Origin of the sequence: Marinomonas algicola, assembly GCF_014805825.1 — a bacterium.
GTDB classification, from domain to species: domain Bacteria; phylum Pseudomonadota; class Gammaproteobacteria; order Pseudomonadales; family Marinomonadaceae; genus Marinomonas; species Marinomonas algicola.
In genome coordinates, this window is the sequence record NZ_CP061941.1 from 1,885,038 (window position 1) to 1,901,320 (window position 16,283).

The 16,283-nt window shown below is 38.3% G+C and carries 14 protein-coding genes; 11 read left to right on the forward strand and 3 right to left on the reverse strand.

The annotated features are described in order from the left end of the window. Window position 1: 1 nt before the first annotated feature. The 5 genes from IEZ33_RS08585 to IEZ33_RS08605 all read left to right on the forward strand — a co-directional run bounded on the left by IEZ33_RS08585 (window position 2) and on the right by IEZ33_RS08605 (window position 8,404). Window positions 2-2,464, forward strand: a complete 2,463-nt coding sequence (locus tag IEZ33_RS08585; protein ID WP_240009671.1) for an ABC transporter permease — start codon at window positions 2-4, stop codon at window positions 2,462-2,464. Window positions 2,465-2,491: 27 nt separating this feature from the next. Continuing rightward, on the forward strand, window positions 2,492-4,822 hold the full coding sequence (locus IEZ33_RS08590; RefSeq protein WP_191603242.1) for a DNA polymerase II: 2,331 nt from the start codon (window positions 2,492-2,494) through the stop codon (window positions 4,820-4,822). Window positions 4,823-4,892: 70 nt separating this feature from the next. Then, entirely contained in the window at window positions 4,893-7,487 is a 2,595-nt protein-coding gene (locus tag IEZ33_RS08595; protein WP_191603243.1) for an EAL domain-containing protein, read from the forward strand. Between the two features lie 88 nt (window positions 7,488-7,575). After that, window positions 7,576-8,136 carry a TetR/AcrR family transcriptional regulator gene (locus IEZ33_RS08600; protein ID WP_191603244.1) on the forward strand — a complete coding sequence of 187 codons (561 nt, stop codon included), beginning with the start codon at window positions 7,576-7,578 and terminating at the stop codon, window positions 8,134-8,136. Then, complete coding sequence (locus tag IEZ33_RS08605) at window positions 8,129-8,404, forward strand: glutaredoxin family protein (protein ID WP_191603245.1); 276 nt, start codon at window positions 8,129-8,131, stop codon at window positions 8,402-8,404. The genes IEZ33_RS08600 and IEZ33_RS08605 overlap by 8 nt, the downstream gene beginning before the upstream one ends. Before the next feature lie 11 nt (window positions 8,405-8,415). On the opposite strand, the gene IEZ33_RS08610 is transcribed toward IEZ33_RS08605, so the two are convergent. Further along, complete coding sequence (locus IEZ33_RS08610; RefSeq protein ID WP_191603246.1) at window positions 8,416-9,186, reverse strand: TatD family hydrolase; 771 nt, start codon at window positions 9,184-9,186, stop codon at window positions 8,416-8,418. Next, window positions 9,186-10,376: an EAL and HDOD domain-containing protein gene (locus IEZ33_RS08615; RefSeq protein WP_191603247.1), complete on the reverse strand. Its 1,191-nt coding sequence runs from the start codon at window positions 10,374-10,376 to the stop codon at window positions 9,186-9,188. Before IEZ33_RS08615 ends, IEZ33_RS08610 begins: the two co-directional genes overlap by 1 nt. A 108-nt stretch (window positions 10,377-10,484) precedes the next feature. Here IEZ33_RS08615 and IEZ33_RS08620 point away from each other — a divergent pair, with 108 nt between their 5' ends. Beyond that, window positions 10,485-11,420, forward strand: a complete 936-nt coding sequence (locus tag IEZ33_RS08620) for a chemotaxis protein CheV (protein ID WP_191603248.1) — start codon at window positions 10,485-10,487, stop codon at window positions 11,418-11,420. A gap of 57 nt (window positions 11,421-11,477) precedes the next feature. Here IEZ33_RS08620 and IEZ33_RS08625 read toward each other — a convergent pair whose 3' ends face one another. Beyond that, window positions 11,478-12,116 (reverse strand): UPF0149 family protein, encoded by a 639-nt coding sequence (locus IEZ33_RS08625; protein WP_191603249.1) that lies wholly within the window; start codon window positions 12,114-12,116, stop codon window positions 11,478-11,480. Between the two features lie 93 nt (window positions 12,117-12,209). On the opposite strand from IEZ33_RS08625, the gene IEZ33_RS08630 reads away from it, so the two are divergent. From IEZ33_RS08630 to IEZ33_RS08650, 5 genes are all read left to right on the forward strand, one after another. Further along, on the forward strand, window positions 12,210-13,967 hold the full coding sequence (locus IEZ33_RS08630) for a RecQ family ATP-dependent DNA helicase (protein WP_191603250.1): 1,758 nt from the start codon (window positions 12,210-12,212) through the stop codon (window positions 13,965-13,967). Window positions 13,968-13,990: 23 nt separating this feature from the next. Continuing rightward, window positions 13,991-14,485, forward strand: a complete 495-nt coding sequence (locus IEZ33_RS08635) for a SprT family zinc-dependent metalloprotease (protein ID WP_191603251.1) — start codon at window positions 13,991-13,993, stop codon at window positions 14,483-14,485. 90 nt (window positions 14,486-14,575) lie between these two features. Further along, window positions 14,576-14,731 carry a hypothetical protein gene (locus tag IEZ33_RS08640; protein WP_191603252.1) on the forward strand — a complete coding sequence of 52 codons (156 nt, stop codon included), beginning with the start codon at window positions 14,576-14,578 and terminating at the stop codon, window positions 14,729-14,731. A 103-nt stretch (window positions 14,732-14,834) separates the two neighbouring features. Then, a complete protein-coding gene (ttcA, locus tag IEZ33_RS08645; protein ID WP_191603253.1) occupies window positions 14,835-15,671 on the forward strand; it encodes a tRNA 2-thiocytidine(32) synthetase TtcA in 837 nt (278 codons plus the stop codon). A 9-nt stretch (window positions 15,672-15,680) separates the two neighbouring features. Beyond that, window positions 15,681-16,247, forward strand: coding sequence for a YfaZ family outer membrane protein (locus IEZ33_RS08650; protein WP_191603254.1), 567 nt, complete (start codon window positions 15,681-15,683; stop codon window positions 16,245-16,247). The last annotated feature ends 36 nt before the right edge of the window (window positions 16,248-16,283 follow it).

The window sequence follows — 16,283 nt, forward strand, 5'->3', positions numbered from 1 at the left end:
CATGTTGGCGATTAAACTGCTCATAAGAGAAGTACGTAACGGTGATGTGCTGACATTGCTTTTTGCTTTAATTTTGTCGATTTCTACGGTAACAGGCATTGATTTGTTTGTAGATAGATTACAAACCTCTTTTACGATGCAATCCGCCACATTGTTAGCGGCAGATCGAGTGGTTAGAAGTAATGCGCCAGTGAGCCCTGAGAGGTTGGAATACGCGTTAGAGCAAGGGCTGGACACGGCGAAAAAAACCTCATTTTCCTCAATGGTTTTTTCAAATGATAACCTTCAACTCTCACAAGTCTCTGCTGTTACCAGTAATTACCCATTACGTGGTAGTTACCTTATTGATGATGAGGTTTTTGGTGCGGGTTATGTGAATGAGACTGGGCCAGAAAGTGGAGAAATTTGGGTGTCATCACGGCTTGCCAGTCTGCTAAATGTTGGTATCGGTGATACGGTACAAGTGGGTGAGGTTGACTTAGTTATTCGACATTATCTTGTTCGAGATCCTGGGTCTACCGGCTCCACTTTTGCTATTGCCCCAAGAGCTGTGATTAATCATGATGATTTAGCCAAAACGCAGGTTGTTCAACCCGGAAGCCGTGTGCGTTATTCATTATTGTTAGCGGGTAATGAAGACGCTTTAAATCAATATGAAACTTGGGTTACTCCGAACTTGCAGAAAGGAGAGCGTTGGAGAACACCTAAAAACGGTGGTCAAGGTATTAACTCGGCGATTGACAGAGCTGAGTCCTTCTTGTTGCTTGCTGGTACTTTAGCGGTTGTCATGTCTGGTGTAGCGATGGCCTTAGCGTCTTCTCGTTATGTTCGCCGTCATTTAACCCAAGTGGCTGTTATCAAAACATTGGGCGCTACACCTAAAAAAATAGCTCAACTCTTGCTGTCTCAGCTGGCCATCCTCTTTCTTGTTGGTACTGGTATCGGGTTAACACTTGGTTGGTTAATTCAAGAGGTGATTGCACTGAGTTTAGCCAGTTTGTTATCAACTGTTTTGCCAAGTGCCTCTATCACGAATCTGTGGTTGGGTATTCTGACTGGATTAATGTCATTGCTAGCATTTTGTGTTCCATTGTTGATGCGTTTATTCGATGTATCGCCTTTAACTGTGTTACATCCTGCAGGTAAAGTGCAATTAAAATCCTTGTCTCTGTATTTGATGGCTTTTATTGGTATGTACTTATTGATGGTGGTCTATACAGGTGGTGTATTGCTACCAAGTATTATGATGGTGGCCATTTTTGTAGTGGCATTAGCGATAGGTATTATTGGCTACGCTTTATTTAAACTCGGTAGAAAACTCACATCAGGGGCGGTAAGTGGCTGGCAAATAGGGTTAGCCTCTTTGCATCGTCGCTTAATGGGTAACCTGTTCCAACTTTTGGTTTTTACCTTGATCATTATGCTGGGGCTGATTTTGATTGGTGTGAAATCCAGTTTGATTACAGATTGGCAAAGACAATTGCCGGTGGATGCTCCAAATCATTATTTATTTAATGTGCAAGAAGGAGAAGTTCAACAAATTAGTGATATTGCTCAAGACCTCAGTATTCCAGTCAGTGAGTGGTATCCAATGGTTCGAGGCCGAGTTGTTCAGTTAAATGGGCAAGATGTTGATGATCTATATACAGCTGAAGATAAAGAACCAGAATTGATTTCAAGAGAAATGAATTTAACGTGGAGTAATCAGTTGGCCGAAGACAATGTTTTGCTGGAGGGCGAATTTGGTGCCAATGTTGATGGCTTATCAGTAGAAGAAGAGGCCGCCAAAGAAATGGATCTTAAACTGGGGGATACATTAGGGATTAAAATAGGAGGGTTAGACTATCAGCTACCTATAACGTCAATCCGTAGCGTTGATTGGAGCTCAATGAAGCCAAACTTTTATTTAATATTGCCGCAAAGTATTTTATCTGACTTCCCAGCTAACTACGTAAGTAGCGTATTTATTGACAAGCAAAATGTGCAGTCTTTTTACCAAAAAATGGCGGATTTCCCGACCGTATCCATGCTTAATGTGGGGGATTTAATTCTGCAGATACAACTCATTATTGCTCAAGTTTCACAGGCTATTCAGCTCGTCTTGTTCTTTATTCTTTCCTCTGCTGTTCTGGTACTTAATGCAAGTGTTAGAGCCAGTTTAGATGAAAGGCTTGAAGAGGGGGCACTATTAAGAACATTAGGTGCAAGTAAAACGCTCATTCGACAGTCAATGTTAGTTGAATTTGGTTTCCTTGGTTTCTCCGCTGGTGTTATTGGTGCTTTAGCGGCAGAATTAAGTTTGTTCGGATTGCAGGTTTTTATTTTTGAGCTTGCGCCAAGCATTCATCCCCTAATGTGGATTTTAGGGCCATCTACAGGCTTTATTGTCGTGTCTATCATTGGATTATATGCAGGTAAATCTGTATTAACAGTTCCTCCAATGAGAATGCTACGGTCGTTATAATCCTAAAACTAGGATAACTAAGGTTCTATGTTAAGAACGGACGAAGGTTATATAGTCAGTCGCCATGTTAGAGAGGTAAATGGTTCATTAGAAATGTCTTACTGGGTTAAAACAGCCAGTAAGACAGTTCATCTTATTCCTAATCGACAGTCCGCGGTTTTCTTCACTGATGTTCTTGCAGAAGAGCTATTAAATTCACTAAATGTCTATTTTGAAGATCACCATTATCTTAATTTCAATCACACAAAAGTCTTAACTGTGTATTGTTCGGGGTTGAAGTACAAACAGGATTTAATACAACGCCTTAAACACAGCGGCTTTTCTGTTTACGAAGAAGACATAAAGCCTCAAGATCGTTATTTAATGGAAAGGGGGATACGTGGTGCCATTCGCTTCATTGGAGAATGTGATGCCAGCGAGACCTATTATAAGCAAGCCATTCTGAAGCCTGCTGCGACTGAGTTATCAATACAAAATCCTCAGTGGAAGGTATGGTCGGTCGATATTGAAACTTCAGTTAGCCATAACACATTGCTTTCTATCGGTGTTGTTTCTTCAGAATTAACGGCAGTTTTTGTGGTGAGTTTATACCCTATAGAGGATGAGCGTTGTTTCTTTTTCAGTGATGAAAAAAGTTTGCTTTTAGCCTTTATGCGTTTTGTGCGCTTTCATAATCCAAACATCCTTATTGGATGGAATATCATCGGTTTTGATATGGCGTTTATCGACAGACGATGCAGAGCATTGGGTTTAAAGCCACAATTTGGCGTTGGTGGTGAGTCTTGGTCTTTACGTACTTCTGAAAGTGAGGGGAAATATTTTATAACCATTCCTGGGCGTGTTGTTTTAGATGGCATTGTTCTGCTTAAAGTGGGTGGTTATCATTTTGAATCTTATAGCCTTAACAACGTTAGTAAAGAAATTTTAAAGGATCAAAAGACGCTTCATGGAAGTGGGCGGTGGCAAGAAATAGAAGCATTGCATGCAAATGATTTGGCCAGTTTTGTTGATTATAACGTGCAAGACTGTGATCTTGTATTGCGTATTTTCCAAAAACTGAAATTGATAGAGCTGCAGCAAACACGCGCTGATTTAACAGGTATTCCCCTTGAACAAACGGGTGGGTCGGTGGCTTCTTTTGAAAACCTATATTTACCGCGGCTTCATCAAAGAGGGTTTGTGGCACCGGCATGGAATGAAGAGGCCTTTAAATCAAGCCCTGGCGGCTTTGTTATGAGTTCTTGTCCGGGTTTTTATAAAAACGTTTTGGTTTTTGATTTTAAAAGTCTTTATCCCAGTATTATTCGAACCTTTAAAATAGACCCTTTGGCGAGAATCAGCCATAACGAACCAAAAATAGCGGGCTTTTTAGGCGCTCGTTTTTCCTCTTTAGACGCGATATTACCAAATCTCATTGATGAGCTCACGAAAGCTCGCGAGCTGGCTAAAATTCAACAAAACGATATATTAAGTTATGCGATCAAAATAATTATGAACTCATTTTATGGGGTGCTTGGGTCAAATGTGTGTCGTTTTTATCATGCCGAATTGGCCAGTTCAATTACAATGAGAGGCCATCAAATACTGGAGCAGACAAAAGACTGGATAGAGGCGTGTGGTGCCAAGGTTATCTATGGTGATACAGACTCGGTTTTTGTTGTTTTTGATGAAGATTTTGAGAACGATCATGTAATAGGAAAAGGGAAGGCTCTGTGTAGAATGATTAATGAGAAGTGGCTAGATTATTGCCAAACGACATATCAAGTCTCATCTTATTTGGAGCTTGAGTTTGAAACCTATTACAGCCGTTTTTTTATGCCGACAATTCGTGGTCAGGAAGAGGGCAGTAAAAAGCGTTATGCGGGTTTATCAGAAGGAAAAGTAATATTTAAAGGGTTAGAGGCCGCTAGGAGTGATTGGACTCCATTAGCTAGGCGTTTTCAAAAATCCCTTTTTCAACATGTTTTCACCGATGAAGACCCTATCGAGTTTATTTTAAAAACCATTGAATGCTTAAAAATGGGGGAGTTTGATACTGAACTTATTTACTCGAAACGATTAAGCCGCCCTTTAAACTCTTATAAGAAAGTCATCCCACCCCATGTAAGGGCGGCAAAGATGAAAGAGCAATATAATATTCAGCAAGGCATTGGTAGTGAGTTCCATGAAGCTAAAAAACGCATTGAATACTTTTACAAGCGCTCAGGTGTGGTTCCCTTTTACTCAGAAGAGGGTCTTACTGAAATTGATTATGATCATTATATTGAAAAGCAAATAACACCAATAGCAGACAGTGTGTTAATTCATTTCCACACGAGTGTTGATAAACTATTGTCTAAGCAGTTAGGTTTGATTTAGTTTATAAAAACCAAGCAGTAATCTACGCTTTATTGGTGACATGGTTTGTGTTTAGAAAGGACGTTTACAAATGAAAGTAACTGATTTAAAAGTTTTTGTATTATTTGTAGCGCTCGTTATTGTTGCTTCTTTGATCGGGGTGAAAGCATTTAAAGCGGCCCCCTCCCCATTAAAAGATAATATCGAGGTGTATTCACTTGTCGATAGTGCCAATAATTTGACTATTGATACGCTTTTAGAAAGCAATGACCCCGTTTCTTTTTCATGGGTTAATCATGATGATTCAGATTTAAACTTCGGTTATTCTAACGACACCTATTGGATAAAAATCAACCTAATTGGGCCCGCAAAAAGTAGTCAATTTTTGAATCTCGATTACTCTTTAATTGATTTAATCGAGTTTTATGAGGTTCAGCATGGAAAAGTCGTAGCCGCCTACCATACTGGCGATGCCAAGCCATTTTCCTCTCGTGTATTTAACAGCAGCACCTTTACATTTCCATTTAATCATGGGGGGAATGGCTCTGAACTTTATCTGAAAGTCCATTCCGAAGGTATATTGAAGCTTCCAATTAATTTACTCTCTGCAAGTCAATTAATTGAAAAAACACAGCTAACGTCATTTGTTATAGGCAGTTATTTTGGTTTTATGCTATTTGCAGTGATTGGCTGTTTAATTGTGTTTGGCATTTCACAATACAATACGTTTTTTTGTTTTAGCGTCTATTTTTTCTTTTCATTACTCTATGGATTAAATTTTAGTGGCGTACTTTTTCAGAGGGTTTGGCCCAATGAACCTGAGTTAAATCAATATGCAACTAATATTCTTGGCTTTCTCTTGATTTATAGTCAGCTGGTGTTTGTGGAGAAATACTTAAACATTTCTCGTGAATGGCATGTGTCCGTTTTAACCTTATCTAAAATTGCTTCCTTGACGGCGCTTTGTTTTACATTCGCGCCTGGATTATACACCTTGATGAGCTTTTTTAGCCTTGTTTCGTTTGTGTTTGTAGCCTTGTTGTCTTGTGGGTTTTCAACCGTGTTTTTTTATCAAAAAACGGGGAGAAGATATAAAGAATTGTATTTCGCTTTGGCTTGGATTTTTTATACTCTGGCTTTAGCTGTGATGATATTGGACGCGATTGGTATTGTGTTCATGTCTGATGAAGTAAGAGTCTATGTGATTGCGGCTTTTGCAATGCAAATTGTATTCTTGGTGGCCGCCATGGTTGATAGCTATGAGGCCGCTAGGCAAGGCGCTATCAAAGACTCTATGAGAAGTGTACAAGAACTAGAACAGAGACAAATCATTGAGCGACACATGCTTTTCCAGGCCACTCATGACAACGCTTCGCTGTTACCCAAAAAACAAGTACTGCTTCATAATTGGCCTGTTATAAAAGAATACATACCAGTGAATAGGCAAGTAAACGTTGTTATTATTCATTTTGAGGGGTATTACTCCATTGTGTTGGCTTATGGTCAAGAAGTGGCTGATATGTTGGTTTTAGGTTTGCATGATCGTATAAAAAAAGAAGTGCAACTGAATAAACAGTTCGTAATAGTAGACGTGGATTGGAATAATGATAAAGCCGTTGTACTAGACTCACTTGATGTCTGTTTGGTTTATGTTGGTAGGGAAGGTGAAGATATAAGCGCTAGCTTGCTTGCTTTACATAAGCATGTCAGTAATCCCTTCCGCTATCAAGATATTCATTTGGATGTTGAGGTCGCCATAGGGCTGTGTGAACTTACTGGTGCAGAGACAATATCTTCCGCAATTCGCAAAGCTCAGGTGGCGGCGAAAGAGTCATCTCATAGAAAATATTGCTTACTAGAATACAAAGACACCCTTGAGTACGATCCAAAATACATCAATGTATTGCTATCAAAATTTAAGAAAGCACTTGAAAATAACGGCCTAGACTTGGTTTTTCAACCCCAGGTTAATACACAAGATGGATCACTTTTTGGGGTTGAAGCTTTATTAAGATGGTCGGACGAAGATGAAGGGGTGATTTCCCCTGAAATGTTTATACCAATTATAGAACAAAGCTCACTCATTAATGATTTGACGGATTTTGTCATCAAACGCGCCTTTATATTTTATTCACATCATGTCGCCTTGTTTGGCCCCGGAATACAGCTATCGATTAATTTATCTGCTCGTAATTTTTTGGACAAAGGTCTGATTAAATACGTTTCAAAATATTTAATAGAATTTGATGTAGACCCAAAGAAAATAACATTTGAACTAACAGAAACAGTCGTTTTAGGAGATCTAGCGGAAAGTAAAAAAACATTTGATCAATTGCTTGATATGGGTATAAATCTTGCTTTAGATGATTTTGGCACTGGTTATTCTTCTTTGCTGTATCTAAAAGAATTGCCATTTTCAGAACTTAAAATTGATAAAGGTTTTTTAGTAAAAGACTTTCATACGAAGCAAGGGGCCGGTCTTGTCAAAGCGGCAATTGCTTTGGGTAAAAGTCTAGACATGCTCGTTGTGGCAGAGGGTGTTGAATCGTTAGAGCTGGCTAAACAGTTAAAGCGTTATGGTTGTACAGTATGCCAAGGTTATTATTTTGCAAAGCCGATGCGTGAAGATGGTTTTTATACATGGTACAAGTCTTACAAAGTGAAAAAATATATTATTGAGGAATGATTTGGGCATTAAGCGTATACAGACATTAGATTCGTTAAGGTATTCTCTTCAGTCGCTCTTATTGACGCATGGCTGGGAGGATATTAGTGTGCAGATGATCACCCAAAAAATGGGTGTGAGTGTGGGTACCTTCTATAATTATTTTGATTGTAGATACGATGCGCTTACAGACCTGAAATCCGAATTAACTCAAGTCTTTAAAAACGATCTTGATATCTTGTTAAACACCTACGCCTATTCAACCGAGAAGATCACTATTTTAATTAAATATCTTATTATGCAGTCCAATGATGATTCGACTTGGTCCAACTATCTATACAGTGGTAATGCTTATTCTGAGCGGTTAAATCAGGGTATTAAAGATATTTTGATAAGCATCATTACAGAAGGCGAAAAACAAAAAATCATGCAGGTTGATGCGGTTAACTGTGCTATTGATTTTATCGAAGTGGGCTTATTTTTTCATGTTAAAAATGCGCTTGTTAATGGTGAGGAAAGTCATTCTTTCATTGATTTGGTTCTCATACTATTGGGTGTCACAAAAGAGAATAGAGAAAAGGTTATTGATATCATTTGTCCAATTACACCTTTATCTCAGTTGCCAATGTCATTTTTAACGATAAATCAATTTGAGGATGTATATGAATAAAGTGGTGATCTTATATGGCACGCTCGGCTGTCATTTATGTGATATAGCCAAGCAGGAAGTCGTAAATGTGACAAAAAATAGAGTTATAATTGAAAGTGTAGATATAGCCGATGACCTTTATTTGTTTGAAAAATATGGCACAAAAATCCCTGTTCTTGAAATTTATGGGACCTTTTTATTTTGGCCTTTTACGTCAGATCAAGTTGATCAAGCCTTAGATAATGCCGCACAGGTTGTGAATAAGCCGAATAGGCGCTACCTAAGGTAAATGCAGATCATTTAAATATTAAAAAGTCGCCTTGCATTCATATGTGTGATTTTTTCTATCTCTTCTACCGATTGCTCTCTAATTCTGGCTAGCTCATTTATAATATAAGGCAGGAATTTGGGGTGATTTTTTCTTGGTCTTGGGCGGATGTTTCTAGGAATAAGGTATGGTGCATCTGTTTCGATTAATAAGCGATTATTCGGAATGTATTTTACGGCTTCTTGTAAATCATGACCTCTGCGTTCATCGCATAACCATCCCGTTATACCTATATAGAGACCCAGATCTAAATAACGTTTTAGGGTCTCTTTGTTACCAGTAAAGCAATGTATCACTCCATTAAGGTGGGTTGCATTTGATAGCATTCCGATTACCGTATCTTCGGCCTCTCTTTCGTGTAAAAACAAAGGTAAATTCATTTCTTTGGCAATCTGTATTTGCTGATCGAAAGCAAAGATCTGTTGTTTAGGTGTTGAAAAATTTCGATTAAAATCTAGGCCAGTTTCACCGACGGCAACCGGTGAGTTCTCACGTATTAACGTGATAGCGGATGAGGTGGTATCTTCATTCCATTCGCTTGCATGGTGCGGATGACAGCCAATAGTATAACGTATTGAACTATTTGGGTGCGTCTTGCTAAGTTCTATAAGCTCATCGGATTCCGCTAAGTTAGAACTAATTGCAATAACCTTGCTTATATTTGCGGCTGTTAATTCAGCTTGAAATTCACTGAGTGCAGCCAAGTCGATTATGCTGTTTAAATTAACACCGATATCAATCATTAAAAATCCAACTCTCGTGTTTTTATTAAGCTTGTAATATACATTTTTTTGAGGGCTTCTTTATCGAGGTTAAAACGTTCGAAATTAGCAAAGGGTATCTCATTCCACCTACCTAACTCATATAAGCAGACTATTCTTAATACCTCTCCTAGCTCGCCCTGATGATGAATTAATGCGTTATTTATTTCGTCATCCAAAGGTAAATCATTGAGTAACACTTCTATATTTTCGTTAAAAAACACGGGTAAGTAAGAAAATAATCCAGTGATGAAGGCTCCTTCCTGCTTAGGGCAGAGTGTCTCCGCAATGGCCTGTGTAAAATAGGCCCGTGAGATAGCCATTCTGTAAAGACAGTCTGGTTTTCCGTCTATTGAGGTAAGTAATGCCATACCAAACCACTTAATTAGGTCTCTTAACCCGATTACTTCTAAGGCTCTTTGAACATTGGTAATTCTAAAATTACGATAATACATGGCCGATTTAGTAAGCTTTATAATTTTATATGACAGCGTGCTGTCTATTTCAATGGCGGCCGCAATGTCCTTTAGATTCACTAAAGGGGAGTTAATAAGAATGATTACTTTAGAAATAAGGCTTTTATAAATGGGGACCTTATTTCCTTTGACGTCTTCTCGAATATTTAATAAATCGCCAGAAAAAAGTTTGATACTAGTCAGGTCGCTAATTTTATCTAGCTGCTGTTTGATGCTGAGGTCCGTAATAATGATATGCAATTTTACGAATTTTTGCGCATTGGCGTAGGAAATCACATTGGATACGCCGTAGCGCTCTACACTGATTTTAACATATGAAAAAAAGGCGAGTTCTTTTTCTGTTAAATCGTCAAAGTCTGGATTAATTAAAGCGAGTTGATATCCATTTTCAATAATCGATTGTAAAAAGGGCGCTGATTCCTCAAGTTCTCTGTTAGAAGCGGTAAAGCAGATAACAATATTCTTAACTGGTAATAGCGGTACGGATTGGATGTCACTTAGATCTATATCTATTAGTAATGGTTTATTTTCATTTACTTTGTTTAAGGGTAGGTCGAGAAAAAGTGAGCTAAGAATTTCACTGATGTCATTTTTTGGTTGTAAAGACTTGTGCGCTAGTAGTAATTGATAAGCGTATATTTTATATTGAGAGTCAAGTATAGCCTGTCTGGCAAAGAGAGCGGTTTCTGGTTTCATTAGAGTCTCTGCTAAAAAATAAAAATAAATGACAGTTATTCGTTACCAATTACAATATCCAGTTTATAATACATAGTTAACGCTGGGAAATTTAGTTTGGAGTAAATTATGGCTGGTATGTTAGATGCCGTAGACCAAAGAACGCAGTTAGTGGGCGAAAATAGGCTCGAATTGCTTATGTTTAGACTAAATGGTCTACAAATGTTTGCAATTAACGTGTTTAAAGTTCAGGAAGTTGTTCAATTACCAAAGCTTAATTTAATGCCACATAGACACGAGTCAGTTGGTGGTGTGACGCATTTTAGAGGTCGTACTATTCCTGTAATCGATTTATCTCAATCTATAGGCATGAGGCCTCTTTCAACAGATCAATCCTGTAACCTAATCGTTACTGAATACAATAATTCCGTACAGGGTTTTATGGTGGGTGAAGTTGATCGCATAATCAATATGAACTGGAACGAGATTTTACCCCCTCCCGATGGCGTAGGTAGACAAAACTATTTAACGGCGATTACCAAAATCAATGAACGGATTGTAGAAATAATAGATGTAGAGAAAATTCTGGCCGAAATTTCACCATACAACACTGCAATCAGCGACCACATAGTAGATAAAGATTTATTATCCATGGCGACTGGGCTTGAAGTTTTAGTGGTCGATGATTCTTCTGTTGCGCTGGCTCAATGTCAGGCTACACTTGATTTTCTTGGTATTAAAGTACATACCGCAACAGATGGAAAGAAAGGCCTTCAATTGCTCAAAGCTTGGGCTGATAAAGGGGAAATTGTTCCTGAAAAGTTGCTGATGCTTATAACAGATGCTGAAATGCCAGAAATGGATGGTTACCGATTAACAAAAGAAATACGGGATGATCCACGACTAAAAGATCTGCACATTGTTTTGCATACATCGCTTAGTGGTAGCTTTAATAAGGCCATGGTTCAAAAAGTGGGTTGTGATGATTTTCTATCAAAATTCCAACCAGATAAGCTAGCGACAGTTATACAAGATCGTATGCGAGCGGTTGTTTGTAATGATTAATCGTCTCAACTGAAATCTAAAAGCCCGATATCAAGGATGTCGGGCGTATTTATTGTTTTATCTTTTTTTGCTGTTTTTCGAATTCTTTTTCTTTGCGTGATGCGTTTTTCTTTGCGGCATTTTTTTTTCAGGTTCAGTTCGAAGTAGTAAAAATAAATCCGTAATCACCTCGGGGATTTGATCAATGCAAGATTGGGTCAATTTTTCAGATTTACGAATTTCAATAATCTCTTCGTCATCAAACAAATCTGACGCGACCATCATTGGTAATAATAATTCAGCAATTTGTTCTTCTTTTTCTGAAGAAAACCAATCGCTTTCAGTTAGAAATACGCCTTCCATAAAACCACTCGCCCATTCTTGAAGTTCTGTTAGCTCCTCTTCGGACTCAGACATAGATAAGTCACAAGGAACTAAAAAATCTTCCTCAGATTCAAGCTCTATAGCGATATCGGCTTTAAGGCGAGTTAAGTAATTTATGATGGATTTTTCTTCTTTATCAGAAGAGAACGAAGGGGTTTCTTCAAATACAATTGGGATCCAGACATTTTCTGGTGTGTTGGAAGGGCAGATGGCTAATGCCGTTAGAAAACCGTGTGCCGTAATGAAATTGTGGCATTCTTCATGGACCGCATCCGAGTCTAAAAACAACTCTAATGTTTCCAGTTCTAAATCATCAAGTGTTTGATGTATCATTATTAGTCTTCCTCAATAAATGAATGGGCAGTTTATCGAATTACACAGCGAAAATCGATGTCGTTTTGGCCTGAATTATGGATAATTCATCCTATGGATAAGACTCAAGCATTGTTATCAAAATTTGGCTATAAACGTTTCAAACCTCTGCAAAAAGAAGCAATAGAATTCATTTTGTCTAATCAGGATGTTTTATTGGTTGCGCCTACTGGGGGAGGTAAGTCGTTAGTTTATCAAATGGCATCTTTATTGAAAGACGGGGTCGGCATTGTTGTCAGTCCGCTGCTTTCATTAATGCATCAACAAGTAGATTATCTGCGATCTCTTGGGATAAAAGCGGAATTCTTAAACTCGTCATTAAACCCAGGAGAACAAGATGATTTGGTATGGGCTTTACGACATAACCAAGTAGACCTTTTGTTCTTATCGCCTGAAAAGCTGATACAACCATCCGTAATAGGATTTTTATCTTATTTAGACGTATCCTTATGTGCTATTGATGAAGCCCATTGTATCACTCAGTGGGGAGATGGATTTCGTCCCGAATACAGTCAGTTAAATATTATTAAGAAACAGTTTCCAAATGTTCCTGTGATCGCTATGACAGGAACCGCAGACAGTGAAACACAAGCAAGCATAATTGATTCTTTATGTTTAGACTCCCCGAGAATATTGTCAGAAAGCTTTAATCGAAAAAATATTGAAATTATTATTTCTCAAAAAAAACAGTCTTTTAAGCAGTTACTGTATTTTTTGGTGCACGAAGTTACAGGCCAATCAGGAATCATTTATTGTCGTTCTAGAAAGAGCGTTGAACGCTTGTATCGAAATTTAAATGAATTAGGCATAACCAGTTATTATTACCATTCAGCTTTATTCGCAAGTGAAAAAGAACATAATGCCAATGCCTTTTTCTCTGACAAAGGCGCCATTATGGTAGCGACAACGGCTTTTGGTATGGGTATAGATAAATCTGATGTGCGTTTTGTTGTACACATGGACTTACCTACAACCGTGGAGTCTTATTATCAAGAAATTGGTCGTGCAGGGCGTGATGGACTGCCAGCTAAAGCTGTTTTGTTTTATGGTCTACAAGATTTTATTAAGTTGATCCAGTTTGAGCAAGACCTGATGACGCAACAAAACACGTTATCGTATCGAAAATCAACTCGGCTGTTTGCGTTTTTAGAAAGCAGAGGGTGCCGTCGAAAAGCACTATTAAAAAGCTTTAATGAAAAGATTAATGAGTGCGAAAACTGTGATCGTTGTAAAAACTCACTATCGCAACATAATGCAACAATAGCGGCGCAAAAGTTATTATCACTCATTTATCACACAAAAGGTTTGATTCCAGTATCGACATTGGTTCACATTTTACACGGCAAACTCACCCCGAAAGTGAAGTCTATTAGAGGCATGGAACTAGGGCTGTTTGGAAAAGGTAAAGAATTATCTGAAATTGGTTGGAAATCGTTAATGAGACAGCTCTTTGCTTTAGATTGTCTCACTATTTCAGGTGAGTTTGGCAATGAATTTGTTTTAACCCAGCATGCGAAACCAGTATTGCGAGGAGAAGTGGATATTGTATTGCATAAAGACTTTCATTTACCCTCAATGAAAGACACAAAAATCCAACCAGAGGCGCTTAACTGGATGGAAATCATGAGGTGGTATCGCGACACGAGTTGCGCTTCAATTTTTAGTGTTAGTCAACTACGGAAAATCTCCGAAGACGCACCTAAGACACTAGCGGCGATCAGTCGTTTGACTGGAATACCTATGGCAACACTCGAAGGGCATGCAATTGAAGGTTTGTTTGATATCTTACACGGCAAAGAGATTTCCGTTTAGTGACTAAGGAATTAACAAGAAAAATGCAGAGTAATGCAATCACGGCTGACGACCTTAATAGGGTAAAGAATTCCCTCTCTAAATACTTACAGTTAGCAGAAGAGTATTTTGAAAAACGTTTTGATTTCCCTACGTTTAATTTCAAACAAAGAGGGAAGGCGGCTGGTACAGCTCACCTTAGTAAAAACGAAATACGACTAAACTATTTTATGTACCAACAGGATCCTGACGCATTTTTAAACGAAGTCGTGCCGCATGAGTTGGCTCACCTTGTTGCTTACTCTTTGTATGGCGCAAAAATCAGTCCCCATGGTGCTGAATGGCAAAGAGTGATGATAAACGCAATGGCGTGCATTCCTAGGAGAACTCATAACTTTGATACGCCTAAACCAGCTAAGCTTTTTGACTATTATTGTCGTTGCCAACAACATCAGCTTACGATAAGACGGCACAATAAAATAACAAAAGGCACGGTCTATCTTTGTAGAAAATGTAGAGAACCGCTAAAAAGCCGTTAATATTAAGTATTTCTGCTTTAATATTTTGATCTACATCACGTTTGAAGCTATTATTCGTCCGCTTTTTTAATCTATTGTTAGGGAACTGGAATGAAGAACTTACTGAAATTGTTTATGGGATTTGGTCTAGGCGCAGTAACAGCTGTTGTTATTGAGGTGGCACCCATGATGGTTCCTGCCCTTTTGGGTGTTATGGCGGCTGTGGTTATTTTGGATTCCATTTCGGATTCTAAAGCATCAGCATAAAGCGCATATTTACATGTCTTTTTCGCATCAATCTGCATTTTTTAATGCGAGTGAATAGGGCATGCTGTAGAATGCCTATCGTCTAAATTATTGCGTGTTTGTGATGGAATTTTCAACGAAACCTAAAGAAAAAATCGAATTTAATAAGCTCCAGAAAAAACTGAGAAGACTAACAGGTCAAGCAATTGCTGACTTCAATATGATTGAAGAAGGCGATAAGATCATGGTTTGTTTATCTGGCGGCAAAGATTCTTACACAATGCTTGAAATATTGCGTAATCTTCAAGCAAGTGCGCCAATCAACTTCAGCCTAGTTGCTGTTAACCTTGATCAAAAGCAACCCGGTTTCCCTGAAGATGTGTTGCCTAATTATTTGCAATCAGAAGGTGTTGATTTCCATATATTGGAGCGCGACACATACAGTATTGTTAAAGAGTTAGTTCCTGAAGGCAAAACAACGTGTGGTTTGTGCTCTCGATTGAGGCGCGGCTCATTGTATGGTTTTGCAGATCAAATTGGTGCTACAAAAATTGCGTTGGGACATCACAGAGATGATATTTTAGAAACGTTATTTTTGAATATGTTCTTTGGGGGTAAGCTCAAGGGAATGCCTCCAAAATTGTTGAGTGACGATGGTAAGCATATGGTGATCCGTCCTTTAGCCTATTGCAAAGAGAAAGATATCGAAAAATTCTCTACAATTAAGGAGTATCCAATTATTCCTTGTAATTTGTGTGGGTCACAAGAAAACTTACAGAGACAAGTTATCAAAGATATGTTGCAAAAATGGGATCTTGAATATCCTGGTAGAACAGATACTCTTTTCACAAGTATGCAAAATGTTGTTCCATCTCATTTAGCGGACACTTCTTTGTTTAATTTTAAAGATTTGGAAACAAAAGAAGACGATTTTGATCGTCTTAACATAATTTCTTTATAGGACTTATTTATGATGTTTAAAAAATGGTCATTTTCAATCGTTACAGGTCTATGTCTTTCCGTTGGCGTATCTGCCGCTACATTTGAAGGCAGTCTCTCTGATCAATCCATCAAAGCAGATTTAAGTATCAGTAAAGACAGTTATTTTTTAGATCTTGGCGGGATGCATGATACGAAAGATGGTTCTTATGGTTACATTGGTGCTCATATAGAAGATAAGGATATCAGCAAAGACTACCCTGTCCAAATTGGACTTGGTGCGCGTCTTCTGGCTGTGGATGCAGACTTGAGTGGTAATGACTCAGGTATTGCTGTTGGTCTTGGTGGATTTTATCGTTACACCTTACCAAAAGCGAATCGCTTTAGTTTATATGGTTCCTTTTATTACGCACCGCAGATCTTATCTTTTGATAATATTGACAAGCTTTACCAAGCTGAAGTGCGTGGTGAGTACCGTACTTTAAGAAATGCCAAAGTGTTCATTCGCTATGGATTAACGAGTGTGGATTACAGCGGCTTTTCTTCAAATCATAAAATGAATGATAGCTTTGGTTTAGGCGTGTCTTTGGATTTTTAAATCCAAGCATTCGTTAAAATGAAGTGTTGTAAAAAA